13 protein-coding genes and 1 pseudogene are annotated in these 14977 nt (G+C 42.0%); 5 read left to right on the top strand and 9 right to left on the bottom strand.

The features are described from left to right. The 7 genes and pseudogenes from ABZB17_RS11920 to ABZB17_RS11890 all read right to left on the bottom strand — a co-directional run. Nucleotides 1-309: pseudogene (locus tag ABZB17_RS11920) on the bottom strand (hypothetical protein); the annotation flags it as partial. Nucleotides 310-410: 101 nt separating this feature from the next. Beyond that, the gene (locus ABZB17_RS11915; RefSeq protein WP_372650500.1) at nt 411-1394 is read right to left on the bottom strand and encodes a glycosyltransferase family 9 protein; all 984 of its coding nucleotides are present in this window, start codon (nt 1392-1394) and stop codon (nt 411-413) included. Nucleotides 1395-1506: 112 nt separating this feature from the next. Continuing rightward, entirely contained in the window at nt 1507-1749 is a 243-nt protein-coding gene (gene atpC / locus ABZB17_RS11910; RefSeq protein WP_372650498.1) for an ATP synthase F1 subunit epsilon, read from the bottom strand. A 17-nt stretch (nt 1750-1766) separates the two neighbouring features. Next, nucleotides 1767-3272, bottom strand: a complete 1506-nt coding sequence (gene atpD, locus ABZB17_RS11905) for a F0F1 ATP synthase subunit beta (protein WP_045025483.1) — start codon at nt 3270-3272, stop codon at nt 1767-1769. Between the two features lie 134 nt (nt 3273-3406). Further along, on the bottom strand, nt 3407-4390 hold the full coding sequence (locus ABZB17_RS11900) for a polyprenyl synthetase family protein (protein WP_372650496.1): 984 nt from the start codon (nt 4388-4390) through the stop codon (nt 3407-3409). Further along, nucleotides 4390-6687 carry an RND family transporter gene (locus ABZB17_RS11895; RefSeq protein WP_372650494.1) on the bottom strand — a complete coding sequence of 766 codons (2298 nt, stop codon included), beginning with the start codon at nt 6685-6687 and terminating at the stop codon, nt 4390-4392. The genes ABZB17_RS11900 and ABZB17_RS11895 overlap by 1 nt, the downstream gene beginning before the upstream one ends. A gap of 204 nt (nt 6688-6891) precedes the next feature. Beyond that, complete coding sequence (locus ABZB17_RS11890; RefSeq protein ID WP_372650492.1) at nt 6892-8250, bottom strand: PQQ-binding-like beta-propeller repeat protein; 1359 nt, start codon at nt 8248-8250, stop codon at nt 6892-6894. Between the two features lie 254 nt (nt 8251-8504). Here ABZB17_RS11890 and ABZB17_RS11885 point away from each other — a divergent pair, with 254 nt between their 5' ends. Continuing rightward, nucleotides 8505-9686, top strand: a complete 1182-nt coding sequence (locus tag ABZB17_RS11885; protein ID WP_372650490.1) for a hypothetical protein — start codon at nt 8505-8507, stop codon at nt 9684-9686. 385 nt (nt 9687-10071) lie between these two features. Here ABZB17_RS11885 and ABZB17_RS11880 read toward each other — a convergent pair whose 3' ends face one another. After that, nucleotides 10072-10773 (bottom strand): protein-L-isoaspartate(D-aspartate) O-methyltransferase, encoded by a 702-nt coding sequence (locus ABZB17_RS11880; protein ID WP_372650488.1) that lies wholly within the window; start codon nt 10771-10773, stop codon nt 10072-10074. A gap of 231 nt (nt 10774-11004) precedes the next feature. Here ABZB17_RS11880 and ABZB17_RS11875 point away from each other — a divergent pair, with 231 nt between their 5' ends. The 4 genes from ABZB17_RS11875 to ABZB17_RS11860 all read left to right on the top strand — a co-directional run bounded on the left by ABZB17_RS11875 (nt 11005) and on the right by ABZB17_RS11860 (nt 14010). Beyond that, the gene (locus ABZB17_RS11875; protein ID WP_372650486.1) at nt 11005-11601 is read left to right on the top strand and encodes a YceI family protein; all 597 of its coding nucleotides are present in this window, start codon (nt 11005-11007) and stop codon (nt 11599-11601) included. A gap of 51 nt (nt 11602-11652) precedes the next feature. Then, nucleotides 11653-12816, top strand: coding sequence for a hypothetical protein (locus ABZB17_RS11870; RefSeq protein ID WP_372650484.1), 1164 nt, complete (start codon nt 11653-11655; stop codon nt 12814-12816). Nucleotides 12817-12975: 159 nt separating this feature from the next. Then, nucleotides 12976-13569: a YceI family protein gene (locus ABZB17_RS11865; protein ID WP_372650483.1), complete on the top strand. Its 594-nt coding sequence runs from the start codon at nt 12976-12978 to the stop codon at nt 13567-13569. A 12-nt stretch (nt 13570-13581) separates the two neighbouring features. Next, nucleotides 13582-14010 (top strand): Rrf2 family transcriptional regulator, encoded by a 429-nt coding sequence (locus tag ABZB17_RS11860; protein WP_303923919.1) that lies wholly within the window; start codon nt 13582-13584, stop codon nt 14008-14010. Nucleotides 14011-14027: 17 nt separating this feature from the next. Here ABZB17_RS11860 and ABZB17_RS11855 read toward each other — a convergent pair. Next, a partial coding sequence (locus ABZB17_RS11855) for a PQQ-dependent sugar dehydrogenase (RefSeq protein ID WP_372650481.1) occupies nt 14028-14977 on the bottom strand: 950 nt, incomplete at its 5' end.

Genomic DNA, 14977 nt, shown 5'->3' with positions numbered 1-14977 from the left:
TCCGTTTTGTCGTTCCTCATCCAGCTCTCTGGCAATATCCAAAGCATCCGGGTTAAGCTCAATTACCGACTTTAAATGCGGGTCGACCAAAGCAATTCGATCGAGGTATTTTTGGCAGATACTCTTAGCCGTCAGCTCACCCGACTCCATTTTTTGCTGCAGCTCCATTACCGATGTTTCATTTAAATCAAATGCAGCAAGATCAACTTCTTCCTGCACAGCAGACTCTTGCACACAGGCAGTTACACCACTTAAAGCCACAACAGAACCACCCAGGGCTGTTGTTTTAAAAAAGGAACGACGTTTCATATATTACAGATTAAGAGATTTTCAGATATGAGTATTGAGACATGAGATTAAAAATACGAATTATATTTGATCGGAATAAAACGAAACAACCTTCCGGTAGTTCAGAAATTAGTGTTGATCCACTCAACAGCCTTTTTAATATCAATGTCTTCCATACATTTGAAATGCTTTTTAGGGCATTTCTGGTGGCCAAGCTTGGAACAGGGACGGCACCTCAAGTCGTTTACCTGCATTATCTCCGATGACTCTCCCGGCTGATAGGGTGTCATTCCAAACTCGGGAATGGTGTTTCCCCAAAACGAATAGATATTCTTTTTAAAAGCCGCTGCAATATGCATTAATCCCGTGTCGTTAGCCAACACCACACGCGAATCGCGTAATAATGAAGCCGACTGGTTAAGTGATATTTTTCCGGCAAAATTCAGCACATTGCCTTTCGACTGCGAAAGTACCTTTTCGCCTTCATCGTATTCATTTTTACCGCCCAGCAAAATTACAGGATATGGAATCTTCTGACAGATCTCGCTGACCTTATGAACAGGTAGTTTTTTGGTAAAATAAGTGCCGGCGATTACAAACGCCACATAACCATTCTGAAAAGACTCGGGCAAATCATTCTGCTTAAACGAAGTTGTTTCATCGATAAAATAATCGAGCCCTTTGTTATCATTTTTCACATCAAAAACCGAAGCCGTTTCCAGGTACCGGTCCACGATGTGCACATCGGGCAAGCGATTCATCTTTAAACGAATCATCAGAAACTTCTCCCAATTGATTTTATTCACCGCAAACGACTGCATTTTTAGGCGGCGTTTTAATTTGTTGCTTCTGAAATTGTTATGAAGATCGATAATATAATCGTAGTTTTCTTTCGCCAATTCGTGAATCAGCATCCCCATATTATCCTCCAGAAAATGAACCTTGTCGATATGCGGATTGGAATAAACCAGGCAGGCAAACTTCTTTTTGGTTACAAAGTGCACTTCTGCATTCTCCACTTGCTGCTTCAAACCACGCACAACCGGCATTGTAAGAACAATGTCGCCAATGGAGCTAAAACGTATTACCAGAAACTTGACCTTCATTTTTTACAAAGTATCTAAGATATCATAATTTTGGAGAACTAGAATTAGTAACATAAAAAATCCCCGCAGAAGATTTCTACGGGGACTCTTTAACTATCTTATCTTTATCATACTATGTCGATTCAACCAATACAATAATTTTATTTGCCTTATTTTCAATTACACCTCCGTCAACTTCAAAATACTGCTCTGCACCACTTTTTTCTATAATTTTCAGCACACCTTTTTCGAGTGTTGAAATAATTGGAGCATGGTTTTTAAGTATTTCAAAGCCACCTTTACTTCCGGGAAGTTGAATGAGTTTTACTTCCCCTTCAAAAACTTTTTTATCCGGTGTAATTATTTCTAAATGCATGTTTTTCCTTTCCGATTTTAGTTGTCAGCTAACAATTTTTCGCCTTTCTCAATGGCCTCTTCAATAGTACCAACAAGGTTAAATGCAGCTTCAGGATATTTGTCCACCTCGCCGTTCATAATCATTCTGAAACCTTTGATGGTATCTTCAATCGAAACCAGTTTTCCTTCCAGTCCGGTAAATGCCGAAGCAACAAAGAACGGCTGCGAAAGGAAACGCTGAACACGACGTGCACGGTGAACTACCAACTTGTCTTCTTCCGAAAGTTCGTCCATACCCAGAATTGCGATAATATCCTGCAATTCGGTGTAGCGCTGTAGCAACATAATCACATCCTGTGCGCAGCTGTAATGCTCATCGCCAACAATTTCAGGAGTAAGAATACGCGATGAAGAATCGAGCGGGTCAACCGCAGGGTAAATACCCAGCTCAGCAATTTTACGACTTAATACCGTTGTTGCATCCAGGTGGGCAAATGTTGTTGCCGGCGCAGGGTCGGTCAAGTCATCGGCAGGCACGTAAACCGCCTGTACCGAAGTAATCGAACCATTTTTTGTAGAGGTAATCCGTTCCTGCATAACACCCATTTCGGTGGCCAGCGTTGGCTGGTAACCTACTGCCGACGGCATACGGCCCAGCAGTGCCGAAGTTTCAGCACCCGCCTGAGTAAAACGGAAAATATTGTCGACGAAGAAAAGAATATCACGACCACTTCCGGCAGAACCGTCTCCATCGCGCAAACTTTCAGCAATTGTTAATCCTGAAAGTGCAACACGCGCACGTGCACCAGGTGGCTCATTCATCTGACCAAATACCATTGCCAGCTTCGATTTTTTCAATCGCTCCGGATCAACCTTCGAAAGATCCCAGCTACCTTCTTCCATCGATTTCTTGAATTCTTCACCGTAATCTACAATGTTGGCTTCAATCATCTCACGAAGCAAGTCATTTCCTTCACGGGTACGTTCTCCAACACCAGCAAACACCGATAATCCCGAGTGAGCCAATGCAATATTATTGATCAGCTCCTGAATCAATACGGTTTTACCCACTCCGGCACCACCAAACAAACCAATTTTACCGCCTTTTGCATAAGGCTCTATCAGGTCGATTACCTTAATTCCGGTGTATAAAACTTCGGTTTCAGTGGTTAAATCTTCGTATTTTGGTGGTTCGTTATGAATGTTCAAACCTTCTTTTGGCAATTGTTCCAATCCGTCAACCGAATCGCCTACTACATTCAACAAACGACCCAATGCAATCTCTCCTTTTGGCATGGTAATAGGCTTACCCAAAGCATGTACCGCGGTACCACGCTGTAATCCATCGGTTGAATCCATTGCAACACAACGAATGGTATTTTCGCCAACGTGTTGCTGACATTCTATTATTAAACTTTCTTTGCCTTCGCGTGGAATTTCCAATGCATCGTAAATTGATGGAAGTTCACTGCCTTCACTATCGAAACTAACATCTACTACAGGTCCGATAACCTGCAGTATTTTTCCTATGCTCTGAGCCATATTGGATTAGATTTAAGTCCGGTTTAAACCGTTTTTCGTTAAAATTTTATAGACCCAACAAATTTAGCATAGTTTTGTTTCTATGCAAGATGGGAATTCGCTTTTGTAATTTTATATAACCGGGTAAAAGCCCTCTAATGCTTACGTGTAAGCATTTTGTGCGCAAGGTTTCGAAGTGGCTGTTTTACAACATCCTGCACATTTAAATCATCTAAAATACGGATAGCACGATTGAAAAAGTCATTTACTTTTTCTTCGGCAATATTTTTTACTCCAACCGAGTGGTAAAGTTTGGTAACGGCAGCAATTTTTTCCTTCGGAACAAAGTCTGTTTTCTCAATCCAGTTTATCAGCGTTGCTTTTTCATTTTCCGAAGCTTTTGCCAAGGCATTAATCAGTAAGAATGTTTTTTTATTGGCAAGAATATCGCCGCCAATTTGTTTACCAAACACCGCCTGATCGCCAAAAGTATCCAACAGATCATCCTGAAGCTGGAATGCTAATCCCAGGTTAATGCCAAAATCGTAAAGCTGGTTTGCAAGGTTTTCGGGAGCATTGGCCAAAAGTGCCCCCACCTTTAAACTGCAAGCCAACAGAACAGCTGTTTTGAGGCGGATCATCTCCAGGTATTCCTCTTCGGTTACATCCATGCGTTGCTCAAAATCCATGTCGAATTGCTGGCCTTCGCAAACTTCCAAAGCGGTTTTACTGAATACCTCAAGCACTTCGGGCAGTGCTTCTGATCGTTCTTCGAGGAAATAACGATACGACTGAAAAGCCATGGCATCGCCGGATAAAATAGCTGCATTTTCGCTGAATTGTTTATGAACGGTCGGGCGGCTTCTGCGCACATCCGCTTTGTCCATTATATCATCGTGAAGCAGTGTAAAATTGTGGAAGACTTCAATACCAACAGCTGCAGGAATGGCCTGCTCAACAGTTTCGGAAAACATATTACAGGCCAGCAAAACCAACACCGGACGTAAACGTTTTCCACCCATATCAAGCGAATACTTTATGGGCGCATACAATTCAACCGGTTGATTACTGAGCAGTTCTTTTGAGCGTTTTTCAATTTCGGCACTCACTCTGTTTTGAAGTTCTTCTACGGTATACATTAGTTTCCCAAATTTAATTCGTCATCAGGAACAATTTCCAGGTCATCAAGTTCAATATCTTCTTCTTCGTCGTAAATATGAAGCAGAGGTTCTTTAAAGGCTTCGGTTGTTGTAAGGCGCTCAAGGCCCGACAATAACGATGGCAGCAATATCAGGTTTGATGTTACGGCAACCAACAGTGTCAGCGAAACCAAAATTCCCATGGCCTGTGTTCCGCCGAAATTTGAAATGGTAAAAATTCCGAATCCAAAGAACAACACCACCGAAGTATATAACATACTAACACCGGTTTCTTTTAATGCAATTACAACCGATTTTCGGATGTCCCAGTTGGTCATATTCAGCTCCTGCCGATACTTGGCCAGAAAGTGAATCGTATTATCGACCGAAATACCAAAAGCGATACTAAATACCAAAATGGTAGATGCCTTTATCGGTATACCTGTAAAACCCATTATCGCCGCCGTAAAAATCAGTGGGATAATGTTTGGCGTGAGCGACAGAATCACCATTCTCCACGAAGAGAACATAATGGCCATAAATGTGGAGATCAGCAAAATAGCCAGCCCCAAACTCGAAAAAAGGTTCTTTAATAAATACTGGTTTCCTTTAAATGCAATAATACTTGATCCGCTAACGGTTACATCGTATTTGTCGGAAGTAAATATCGAGTCGATATCGGCATTAAACTGCGTATACAATTCTTCCATTCGTTTGGTGCCCACATCTTTAACCCTGATGCTGATTCGGGTAGTTTGCCGGGTGCTGTCCATAAACGAATGTAACAATCCGGCATTCTCCTCGCCCGTTGCTGCATATTGCAGGATAAAGTTCTTCTCGCGGTTATTGGGCAGACTGTAATAGCGCTCGTGGCCATTATAAAACGCCTGTTTGGCAAACTTCAGCAGGTTAAGCAGCGAAATTGATGCCGACAACTCAGGATATTCGGCCAGACGTTCTTCCAGCTGCTCTATTTTTTGGAAAGTGCTTAGCTGCATAACGCCCTGTGGTTTTTTGGTGTCGACCATAATTTCCAGAGGCATCAGTCCGTTAAAGTTGCTCTCAAAGAACTTCAGATCGACATAAACCGGATCATCTTCCGGGATATCGTCGAGCATATAACCTGAACTTTTCATCAGCGTAATTCCGTAAATACTTACCACAATTATACCGATGGTAGCGAAATAAACCACCTGCCGGTAATTTTGGGTAATGTGCATCAGTTTACGGATTATCGAAGTCACAAGCTTACTATCGAGATGACCAACGTGGCGCGACGATGGCGCTCCGATAAAACTGAATATAATTGGAATAAGCAGCAGCGAAAGGATAAAAAGCCCCAGAATGTTCAGTGAGGCGATGATACCAAACTGCCGCAAAATATCGCTCTTTACAATAACAAACGTAGCAAATCCCGAAGCTGTGGTAAGGTTGGTTAAAAAGGTGGCGTTACCAATTTTAATAATCACACGCTGCAGCGCCTTAATTTTATTTCCGTGGCTAACGTATTCATGATGAAATTTATTCAGCATGTAAATACTGTTCGGAATTCCGATAACGATTAACAAAGGCGGGATCATTCCGGATAACAGGGTGATTTTGTAGCCAAACAACGACAACATTCCCATGGCCCAGATAACCCCAACAATTACAATAAGCACCGGAACAAAAACAGCTTTAAACGAACGGAAGAACAGGAACAGTACCACGATACAAATTAACAGCGCCAGCACACTGAACATGTACAGCTCGCGCTTAATTTTTACCGAGTTCACAACCCTGATGTAGGGGACGCCGGAATAATGCAGTTTTACATCTTCTTTCTGCTCGAAATTATGGCAAACCTCCTGAATTCCGGCTACCAGGTCTTCGCGCTCCTTGCTTGCCATTTTATCCTTGTTTACCGTAATAGCCAGCAGGTAGGTGTCGGTTTCGTCGTTATAAACCAGTTTGCGGTAAAAAGGCAGCCGCTTAAATTCTGTCACGTATTCATCCAATTCCTCCTGACTGGTAATTGTATCAGGAAAGGTATTTACAACTTCAAACCTTTTTTCGTCCTTGTTTTTTTCAAGGTTGTAGGTGTTTGATACCGAAAGCAGATTTTCAACGCCATCCACTTTTTTCAAATCGTTGCACAGCGATTTCCATGCATTAAAATGATCGAGACGAAAAAAATTCGTGTCCTGCACTCCAACAATGATCAGGTTCCCCTCCTGACCAAATATTTTTACAAAATTCTGGTAATCTTTATAGGCTTGATCTTTCTTTGGCAGCAATGAAGCGTACTCATACGACATCTCCACTTTTCGGGCATGATATCCCAAAAAAATAGTAATAACAGCCAAAACTGAAAGAAAGAGGATTCGATTCCTAAGGATTAGTCTGGATAGTTTAATCCACATGTCTAAATTTCTAAATAAGCGACGAAAGTATACAAATTCCTGAGTTTTGAGAAATGCTTCAATCCAAGGTTAAGCGAATTTAAAACTTTTTAAAATTCATCATTCTATTTCAGAAATAGCAATAAGACTTTCGACTGTTCGGAATAAAAGGTAGCCCTCGGCAATGGCCGGTGTCGACATCACCGTCTGTTCCAATTTATTTGTTGCTAAAAGTTCATATTCCGGGCCCGCTTTTACCGAATACACATTACCATCGTTATCAGCAACATACACTATTCCGTCGGCAGCCACCGGCGACGATGTATAACTGTTTCCTTCACCTACTTTCTCGGAGTACATTTCTTCTCCGGTTTGGGCATCGTAGCAGGTCATCCGCCCGTTCCAACGCGCATTGTAGAGGTAACCACCGTACAACAACATGGTTCCCATGTAAGAGCCACCACGTAGTTTTGCCCATTTTACAAATTCATTCGTGGTCGCTCTTTCTTCCAAAGTAATATCACCCACCGCATTTTTCTGAATGGCATAAACCGGCGAAACTTTCCCGTGGGCACTGTTAAAATAAATGTAATCGTTGCCAATTACCGGCGACGGAACCGGAATATCGCCTCCTCCGGCCATTCGCCATATTTCTTTACCGGTTTTAAAATCGTATCCTCCCCGGTGTTTATATCCATTCACCACAACAATGTCCTTTTCGCCATCAGAATAAATATTTGGCGTTGACCAGCCGGGATATTCGTCGCGATTCTGTTTCCAAAGCTCTTCGCCACTTTTTATATCGTAAGCAGCTACAAAAGAATTTTCCTGAACATCGCACTGAATAATTACAACGTTTTTATGAATCAACGGTGAACTTGAAAATTCCCATTCGGCTTCCTTCACCAAAAAGAAGGATGATTTTAATACCCCAAAATCCTTCGACCACTGCAGGTTTCCATTCATATCGTAACAATACAACCCTTCCGATCCGAAAAAGGCCACCACAAATTCTCCGTTTGTTGCCGGCGTGCAATTGGCGTGCGACGACATGGGGTGGCGTTTTTGCTCAGGAATACCGGTATAAGAGGTTTTTTCCCACTCGATTTCTCCCGAATGTTTATTCACACAATACACCCGCCAATAATGAATAGAACTATCCGGCACTGAACCTATCGATCCGTAAATACCGGTTTTTACATCGCCCTCATCTTGTTCACTAACTGCTGTGGTTACAAAAACCTTGTCGCCCCAAACAATTGGGCACGAATGCCCCAGGCCGGGAATGGCCGTTTGCCAGGCAATATTTTTATTGGTAGCGACATCCCACGTTTCGGGCAGATTGGCGTTATCCAGATAACCGGAAATAGATTTTCCGCGGTACATACTCCACTGCCTCGACGCATCAATTTGCTGCCCAAACGCCGACAAATACAAAATTGCAGTAAATAAAGTGAGAAACGATTTGATTTTCAACATGTGAATAGATTTTACTTTTGCTAATTTAATGAAAGTTGACCGTTCTCAAAACTCTGATTTTTAATCTTTCCTAAGCGGGAAGTAATTTTTATATCACAATCGGAAAAAACCATAATCATTTGTGGATAATCTGCTGAAACCCGTACTCAGCATTTTGGGTATAAAGACATGGAACCAAAATACCGGGAAACGAGCAATACATTGTATACATGGATTAAACGAATCCGATTAAAAACCTATCGGCAACTAAAAACATGCAAAAAACACTGCTATACGCCATCATTTTTTACTATGCTGGTCTCGCATCCTCGCTTGCGCAAATACCCGAACCTCAGTGGCAAAAACAATCGGGTGCCAGGGGCTGCGATTTTTATACCGATATTATTGAAGATGCCAACAAAGGTTACGCGGTTACAGGAGCGGTTAAAGTTGTCGGGCACTCCTTTGATTTTCAACTGATTCGTTTTGCCGAAAATGGAGATACCCTTTGGACAAAAATTATTGGTACCGAAAAAAACGAAATTCCGAAACGTCTTACACAGCTCACCGATAAAAGCTACGTTCTGTTGGGTACTTCATCAGAGGGAGAAACGAAAAGTTGCCTTTTGGTGCGGCTGGATGAAAACGGAACAAAATTATGGGAAAAGACTCTAGATGCTGAATACCTGTCGGTTGAAGACATTATTTCGCTGCCCGAAAACCGCTTTGCGATTGCCGGCTCGAAAAGCGAAAACCCTGACGATCCGAAAATTATAATGGCCATACTGAATGAAAATGGTGAGATAACCATGGAACGATTATTTATGACCAACATGTCGGGGTGTGCGCGGGCAATAAAACGACTTCCCGACGGCGATTATGCCCTCGCAGCCCAGGTTAGCGAAACCGGTAAAAACAATTGCGACATTGTTGCCATACGCATTAGTTATACGGGAAAAGCAAAATGGTATTCGTGGATTAAAACACCCGACCAAAAAGTGTGGCCCGAATGTATTTGCTGCTCTCCCGACAGTGCTTTTATGATTGTTGGCTGGAACGGAAAATGTTTAAGCGATATTAACTCCGTCGATCCTATTTTTGATTACGACCTGGTTTTGAACAAGATCGACGCAAGCGGCGAAATTTTGTGGACCAAAAGTGTCGACCGCGAAGGTTCGGAAGGCGGCAACGCCCTTACAATTCGCCCCGATGGCACTTTTATGGTAGCCGGAATAAAAGCCACATCGTTCCTCGGAAATGTTGGGCCATGGTTATTAAATATCGATCCGGATGGTAACGAACTAAACGAAAAACTACTTAACCTGCATTTTAACAACGATAACGCATCGCGAATTATAAACAGCTCCGACGGTGGATTTGTAGTAATCGGCCCGGGATTACAAGAAGAAACCAACACCCGGAGTGATGGCTGGATTATAAAATTTGGTGCTTTGTAGCAACCAGTAACGGAATACTGGAATGGAGAATATTAGATTATTGGAATTGGGAATGATGAGTAGTTGAATTATGATTAACGAATTAAGATTGCAGAACCAGAAAAGTAAACAGTTTTCAGTCACAGTTTTCAGTTTTACAATTTTTCAGTAGAACAATTTAACAGTAGTATAGTGAATGAGTTATTTAGTGAATGAGGAGCAATTGAATAATGAATTTCGAATGATGATTAACGATTTTAGATTGCAGAATCTGAGGAAGGTAAACAGTTTACAGTCGCAGTTAGCAGTTTCGCAATTTGACAATGGAACAATTTAAGAATAGAACAATTTAACAGTGGAACACCTAATGATTCCTATGCGTCTATTGTGGTTCAGTTCTTCGTATTTAATATTTCTCACCCTGCTCATCAAGCATGGGCACAAAACGCACAGGCAGCACATCCTTTTTTCTGATCTTTCCTTTCTTTTTTTGCAGAAGTACCAGCTTTTGGATATTACCGGCCCCAACCGGAATGATCATCCGGCCTCCTTCAGCCAACTGCTCTTGCAAAGGTTCGGGCACATGCGACGGCGAACAGGTAACTATTATAGCATCAAAAGGTGCCTTTTCGGGCCACCCCAAATAACCGTCCCCAATCTTGCTGTATATATTGCTGTATTTCAGCTTCCGAAAAACTTTTGTTGCCGATTTGTTTAATTCCCCAAAAAGCTCGATGGTATAAACCGAATCGCACAGTTGCGCCAAAATAGCCGCCTGGTAACCCGAGCCGGTTCCAATTTCCAAAACACGGTCCGTTCTCTGAAGTTCCAAAACCTCGGTCATATAGGCAACTATGTAGGGTTGCGAAATGGTTTGGCCCTCGTTTATTGGCAATGGACCATCGGTATAAGCCCACTTTATATACTCGGGCAAAACAAATTCGTGCCGCGGAACCTGCAGAAATGCATCCAAAACCAACTCGTTGCCAATTCCCCGGTTTTTTAACTGCGATTCCACCATTTTCCTGCGCTTATTATAAAATGCATCGTTTTGCGAACTACATTCCACTGCTGCAATTAAACCAAAAATTAAAATCAAAACCCTCATCACATTATCTATTTACCACAGCTTCAATTTATTAACGAATGGGGTGAATTAAGGTTACTTCAGCACGGACAATCCTGTATGTTTTGAAATGTAAACTAAACATTAAGAAGAGGCTGTTTTTTTAGCAAAAATTAACAAATCTGACTTTAGTCATGATTCACGAAATATTTCTTTATTTATATTTGCCCTACTTATTCGATAGGACACATAGTTTTAATAGTTATGAAAAAAATGAAAACGTACAACAAATTGATTATAAGCCTATTTGCCTTTCTTCTGGCAAGTAACTTATCAGTAGCTCAAGTAAGCTACGAAGAAAATGAGAGCAACAGTAAACTAATGGTTACCGGAACTTCATCGATTCACGACTGGGAAATGGCGGTTGAGGATTACGACTGTCTTGTGTCGGCTTCGGCAGACGAAAATCAGCAAATTTCAATCGAATCCATCAAATTTTCGTGTTTAGCTGAGAGCATTACAAGCGATAACAAAATTATGGATAACAAAGCGCACAAAGCGCTCGATTCTGATGACCATCCAAAGATTAGTTTTAGTGCCGACGCAACTGTATCGGCAACAACCAACTCGCTTACCAAAACCAAAGGAAAACTTCAGATTGCAGGTAAGGAAAAAGAAGTTGAGCTTGAGTTTACCGTAGCTGAAGCTAAAGACGATCAGTTTAAAGTTAGCGGAAAGATTCCGGTAAAAATGAGTGATTTTGGCATTGATCCGCCAACTGCAATGATGGGAACCCTAAAAACAGGCGACGAAGTGTTTATTCATTTCGACATTGTTCTCCAAAACATGCAAACCAGCAAAGCAAATTAGCACCATACCACATATTTTATTGATATATAACCATTTAAAATTTAATTAGAAATGAAAAAGTTAGCATTATTATTAACAGTCTTCATGATTGGATCTGTGGCTTACGGACAATTTGAAAAAGCCAAGCTTGATCCTACGACTTTCGAAAATGTGAAAGTTAAAGTTGGAGGCGATTTTGCTATTCAGTTACAGTCACTCGATCATGAAGCTGATGTGGAATTGATCGACCTGAAACATAACTTCAATTTACCAACTGCGAACCTGAGCATTACAACTGATTTGGCTCCGGGTATTCAGCTGTTCATCAACAACTACATGTCGTCGCGTCACCATAACGAGGCCTGGGTTGAAGGTGGATACCTGATCATTGATTACATGCCTTTCCTGAAAGGTAGTGAGAAACTGATGCAATACCTGACTATTAAAGCAGGTGTTATGATGCCGGATTACGGTGATGCACACTATTTCCGCAGTAACAACGGTAACGTAATTAACAACCCGTTTGTGGGTAACTGGATTATGGATGCTTTCACAAGCAACCCGGGAATGGAATTCATGTTCAGAAAAGACGGTTTTATTGCTGTTGCCGGTGTAAACAACGGACGTATGAACTACGGACGTGGTAACGACATTGGCGAAGACCTTGCCTTTAACTGGAAACTGGCGTACGACAAAAACATTAACGATGATTTACGCGTTCGTGCTTCATTTTCAGGCTTCCACGCTCCTGACGGACACAGCGGTGCTTACCTGTGGGATGGCGACCGTGCCGGTGCACGTTACTACAATGTAATGCAAACAGCTGCAGCCGAAGGCGACAATTTCCGTTCAGGACGATGGAGCCCTGGCAGTGGCCAAACAAAACTGAACAGCTACATGGCTAACGTATTCCTGCAATACAAAGGACTTGAAGTATTCGGAGTTTACGAAACAATGAATGGCATAAGAAAAGGTGCCGATCAGGATTTTACTCAAACAGCAATTCAGGCATTATACCGCATCGGAAGTTTCTACGTTGGAACACGTTATAACCACGTTTCTGACGGTCTTGACTCAGAAGTTAACCGCACCAACATTGGCGGTGGCTGGTTTATGACCGAAAACGTAGTTGTTAAACTTGACTATGTGAATCAAAAATATGATGGACCTGCTCATGGAGATATTGATGGGGGAAAATTTAATGGCGTGGTGTTAGAAGCAGCCATTTCATTTTAATTTGGACAGTTAGTACAGAAAAGATGGAATGCCCGGGTTATTGCGGGCATTCCTCAATTTCTTACATGAAACGAACAGGTACGAAGGTTACACCCCAATAAATAACCAAAACAAATGAAGCACATACTATAAGCTCTGCAAACAAACCATTCGAATAGTATGAAAAAAACATTGCTGAAATATTACTTTTTATCGCTTTTCCTGACTTTCTCAATCGTTGGGGCTTCAGCCTCGGATAAGCCAAATGGCAAGACGCCTGGTAATTGCAGCAATTTTGTTCTTATCCAGGGCTCGTCAAACATCAACCGCTTCGAATTTATTCATGAAGCGCCCCGCCTGGTAGGCAACGAACAGCAATCCGACCGCCTGACCTGGCAACAGGAGGTTATTGTTCCGGTAAAAGAATTTACCGGCAGTAACCAACACATGCGCAAAGATTTTCTGGAATTGTTAAAAGCCACAGAATATCCTGTTATACAAATTGATATTGAACCCAAAAACGAAAAAGCAATTACCGGTCCTGTTGAAAAAAGGGATCTGAATGCAACAATAACACTTGCCGGGCACACACACGAGTATGTTGTGCCATGCAAAATAAGCGCGTGCGATACTTCTGAGATCCTGATAAAAGGATCGTTAAAAGTCAACTTAACTGATTTTAATATTGAGCCGCCTAAAAAAGTATTAGGAACCATCAAAGTGAATGATGAAGTTTTTATTACATTTGCTTTTAAACAAGAGATCGAAGAATAAAAACCAAAAACCTTGAAATTTAGCACGAAAACGAGATATGGTGTGCGGGCTATTCTTGAAATAGCTCAGAGCGATCCTGAAATCGGAATCTACCAGAAAGATATTTCTGCAAACCAGAACATTTCGTACAAGTATCTCGACCACATTATAAATTCGCTAAAAGTTGCAGGCCTGGTAAGCAAAGCCGGCGGAAGACGAAGTGGCTACATTTTAACCCGTAAACCCGAAGAAATTACCATTTACGATATTCATAATGCTTTTGAACCCGGTATTTGTGTTGTCGATTGTCTGTCGCACAACTACACCTGTAAACGACAGGGTATTTGCGCATCCCAGGGTTTTTGGGGCGAACTGAACAACCAGATCATTAAATACCTGAAAGCAACAACAATTGCCGACCTGATGCAAAACCAGGAAAAACTCGATGATATTGTTAGTTAAAGCGAACTATTATCTTCTTACTGTGGAGTTAATTTAATCACAGTTCCCGGATTATTCAGCACCACGTAAATAGCACCCTCCGGCCCGGTTGACACATCACGTACACGTCCCTGATTTTTTACAATTACTTCCTCATGAATAACATTATCACCTTCTATTTGAAGTAAACGCACCTCTTCGTATTTTAAAGCGCCAACCAGCAACTTGTTTTTCCACTTACTAAAAAGATCTCCCCGATAAAAATCAAGTCCGCAAACTGCAATAGATGGCCGCCAGTATAAATTGGGCTGTTCCATATCAGGCCGGTGCGTTTCTTCGGTAATAATCGTTCCGTTGTAGTTTTTGCCATAGGTAATGGTTTCCCAACCGTAGTTTTTCCCCGACTCTATTAGGTTCAATTCGTCGCCACCCAAGGGGCCATGTTCGGTTGTCCAAAGCTCTCCGGTTTCCGGATGGATGGCCATTCCCTGGATGTTTCGGTTACCCAGCGAGAACAACGATTTCATTGCGCCTTCTTCGTCAACAAATGGATTATCTTCCGGTATACTGCCGTCTTTGTAAATACGGTGGACTTTTCCGTTTGGCAGCGTAAAATCCTGCGCCTGGTATCCGGCACCACGGTCGCCAATGGCAAAAAACAAATGGCCCTCCGGATCGAAAACAATACGGCAACCATAGTGATGGCGTGTGGTTCGGTAGGTATCATGCGGAGCTTCAAACAACACTTCCTCGTTGGTCCATCTGTTATTTTCAATTTTTCCACGAACAATACGTGTCATTGCAGGTGGCCGGTTTCCATCGTAACCGCTTGTTAATACATGACTGTAGGCAAGGTAAATCCAGCCATTTTCTTTAAAGTCCGGATCAACTGCAACATCCATCAAACCACCCTGCCCCTGGTTTAATACTTCCGGCGTATTTTTTACCGGCTCATCAAGCAATATTCCATTCTTCACTATTCGCAGCC

It is taken from the genome of Draconibacterium sp. (genome assembly GCF_041583095.1).
Classification (GTDB): domain Bacteria; phylum Bacteroidota; class Bacteroidia; order Bacteroidales; family Prolixibacteraceae; genus Draconibacterium.
Note: the sequence above shows the minus strand (reverse complement) of the source record. Positions and strands in the feature narration are given on the sequence as shown.

What these genes read in the sequence shown, in the direction of transcription:
- ABZB17_RS11890 (WP_372650492.1), bottom strand. Translation starts at nt 8,250, where the DNA reads ATGTTGAAAATCAAATCGTTTCTCACTTTATTTACTGCAATTTTGTAT.
- ABZB17_RS11875 (WP_372650486.1), top strand. Translation starts at nt 11,005, where the DNA reads ATGAAAACGTACAACAAATTGATTATAAGCCTATTTGCCTTTCTTCTG.
- atpC (WP_372650498.1), bottom strand. Translation starts at nt 1,749, where the DNA reads ATGCATTTAGAAATAATTACACCGGATAAAAAAGTTTTTGAAGGGGAA.
- ABZB17_RS11895 (WP_372650494.1), bottom strand. Translation starts at nt 6,687, where the DNA reads ATGTCGTATGAGTACGCTTCATTGCTGCCAAAGAAAGATCAAGCCTAT.
- ABZB17_RS11885 (WP_372650490.1), top strand. Translation starts at nt 8,505, where the DNA reads ATGCAAAAAACACTGCTATACGCCATCATTTTTTACTATGCTGGTCTC.
- ABZB17_RS11915 (WP_372650500.1), bottom strand. Translation starts at nt 1,394, where the DNA reads ATGAAGGTCAAGTTTCTGGTAATACGTTTTAGCTCCATTGGCGACATT.
- ABZB17_RS11880 (WP_372650488.1), bottom strand. Translation starts at nt 10,773, where the DNA reads ATGAGGGTTTTGATTTTAATTTTTGGTTTAATTGCAGCAGTGGAATGT.
- ABZB17_RS11870 (WP_372650484.1), top strand. Translation starts at nt 11,653, where the DNA reads ATGAAAAAGTTAGCATTATTATTAACAGTCTTCATGATTGGATCTGTG.
- ABZB17_RS11900 (WP_372650496.1), bottom strand. Translation starts at nt 4,390, where the DNA reads ATGTATACCGTAGAAGAACTTCAAAACAGAGTGAGTGCCGAAATTGAA.
- ABZB17_RS11865 (WP_372650483.1), top strand. Translation starts at nt 12,976, where the DNA reads ATGAAAAAAACATTGCTGAAATATTACTTTTTATCGCTTTTCCTGACT.
- atpD (WP_045025483.1), bottom strand. Translation starts at nt 3,272, where the DNA reads ATGGCTCAGAGCATAGGAAAAATACTGCAGGTTATCGGACCTGTAGTA.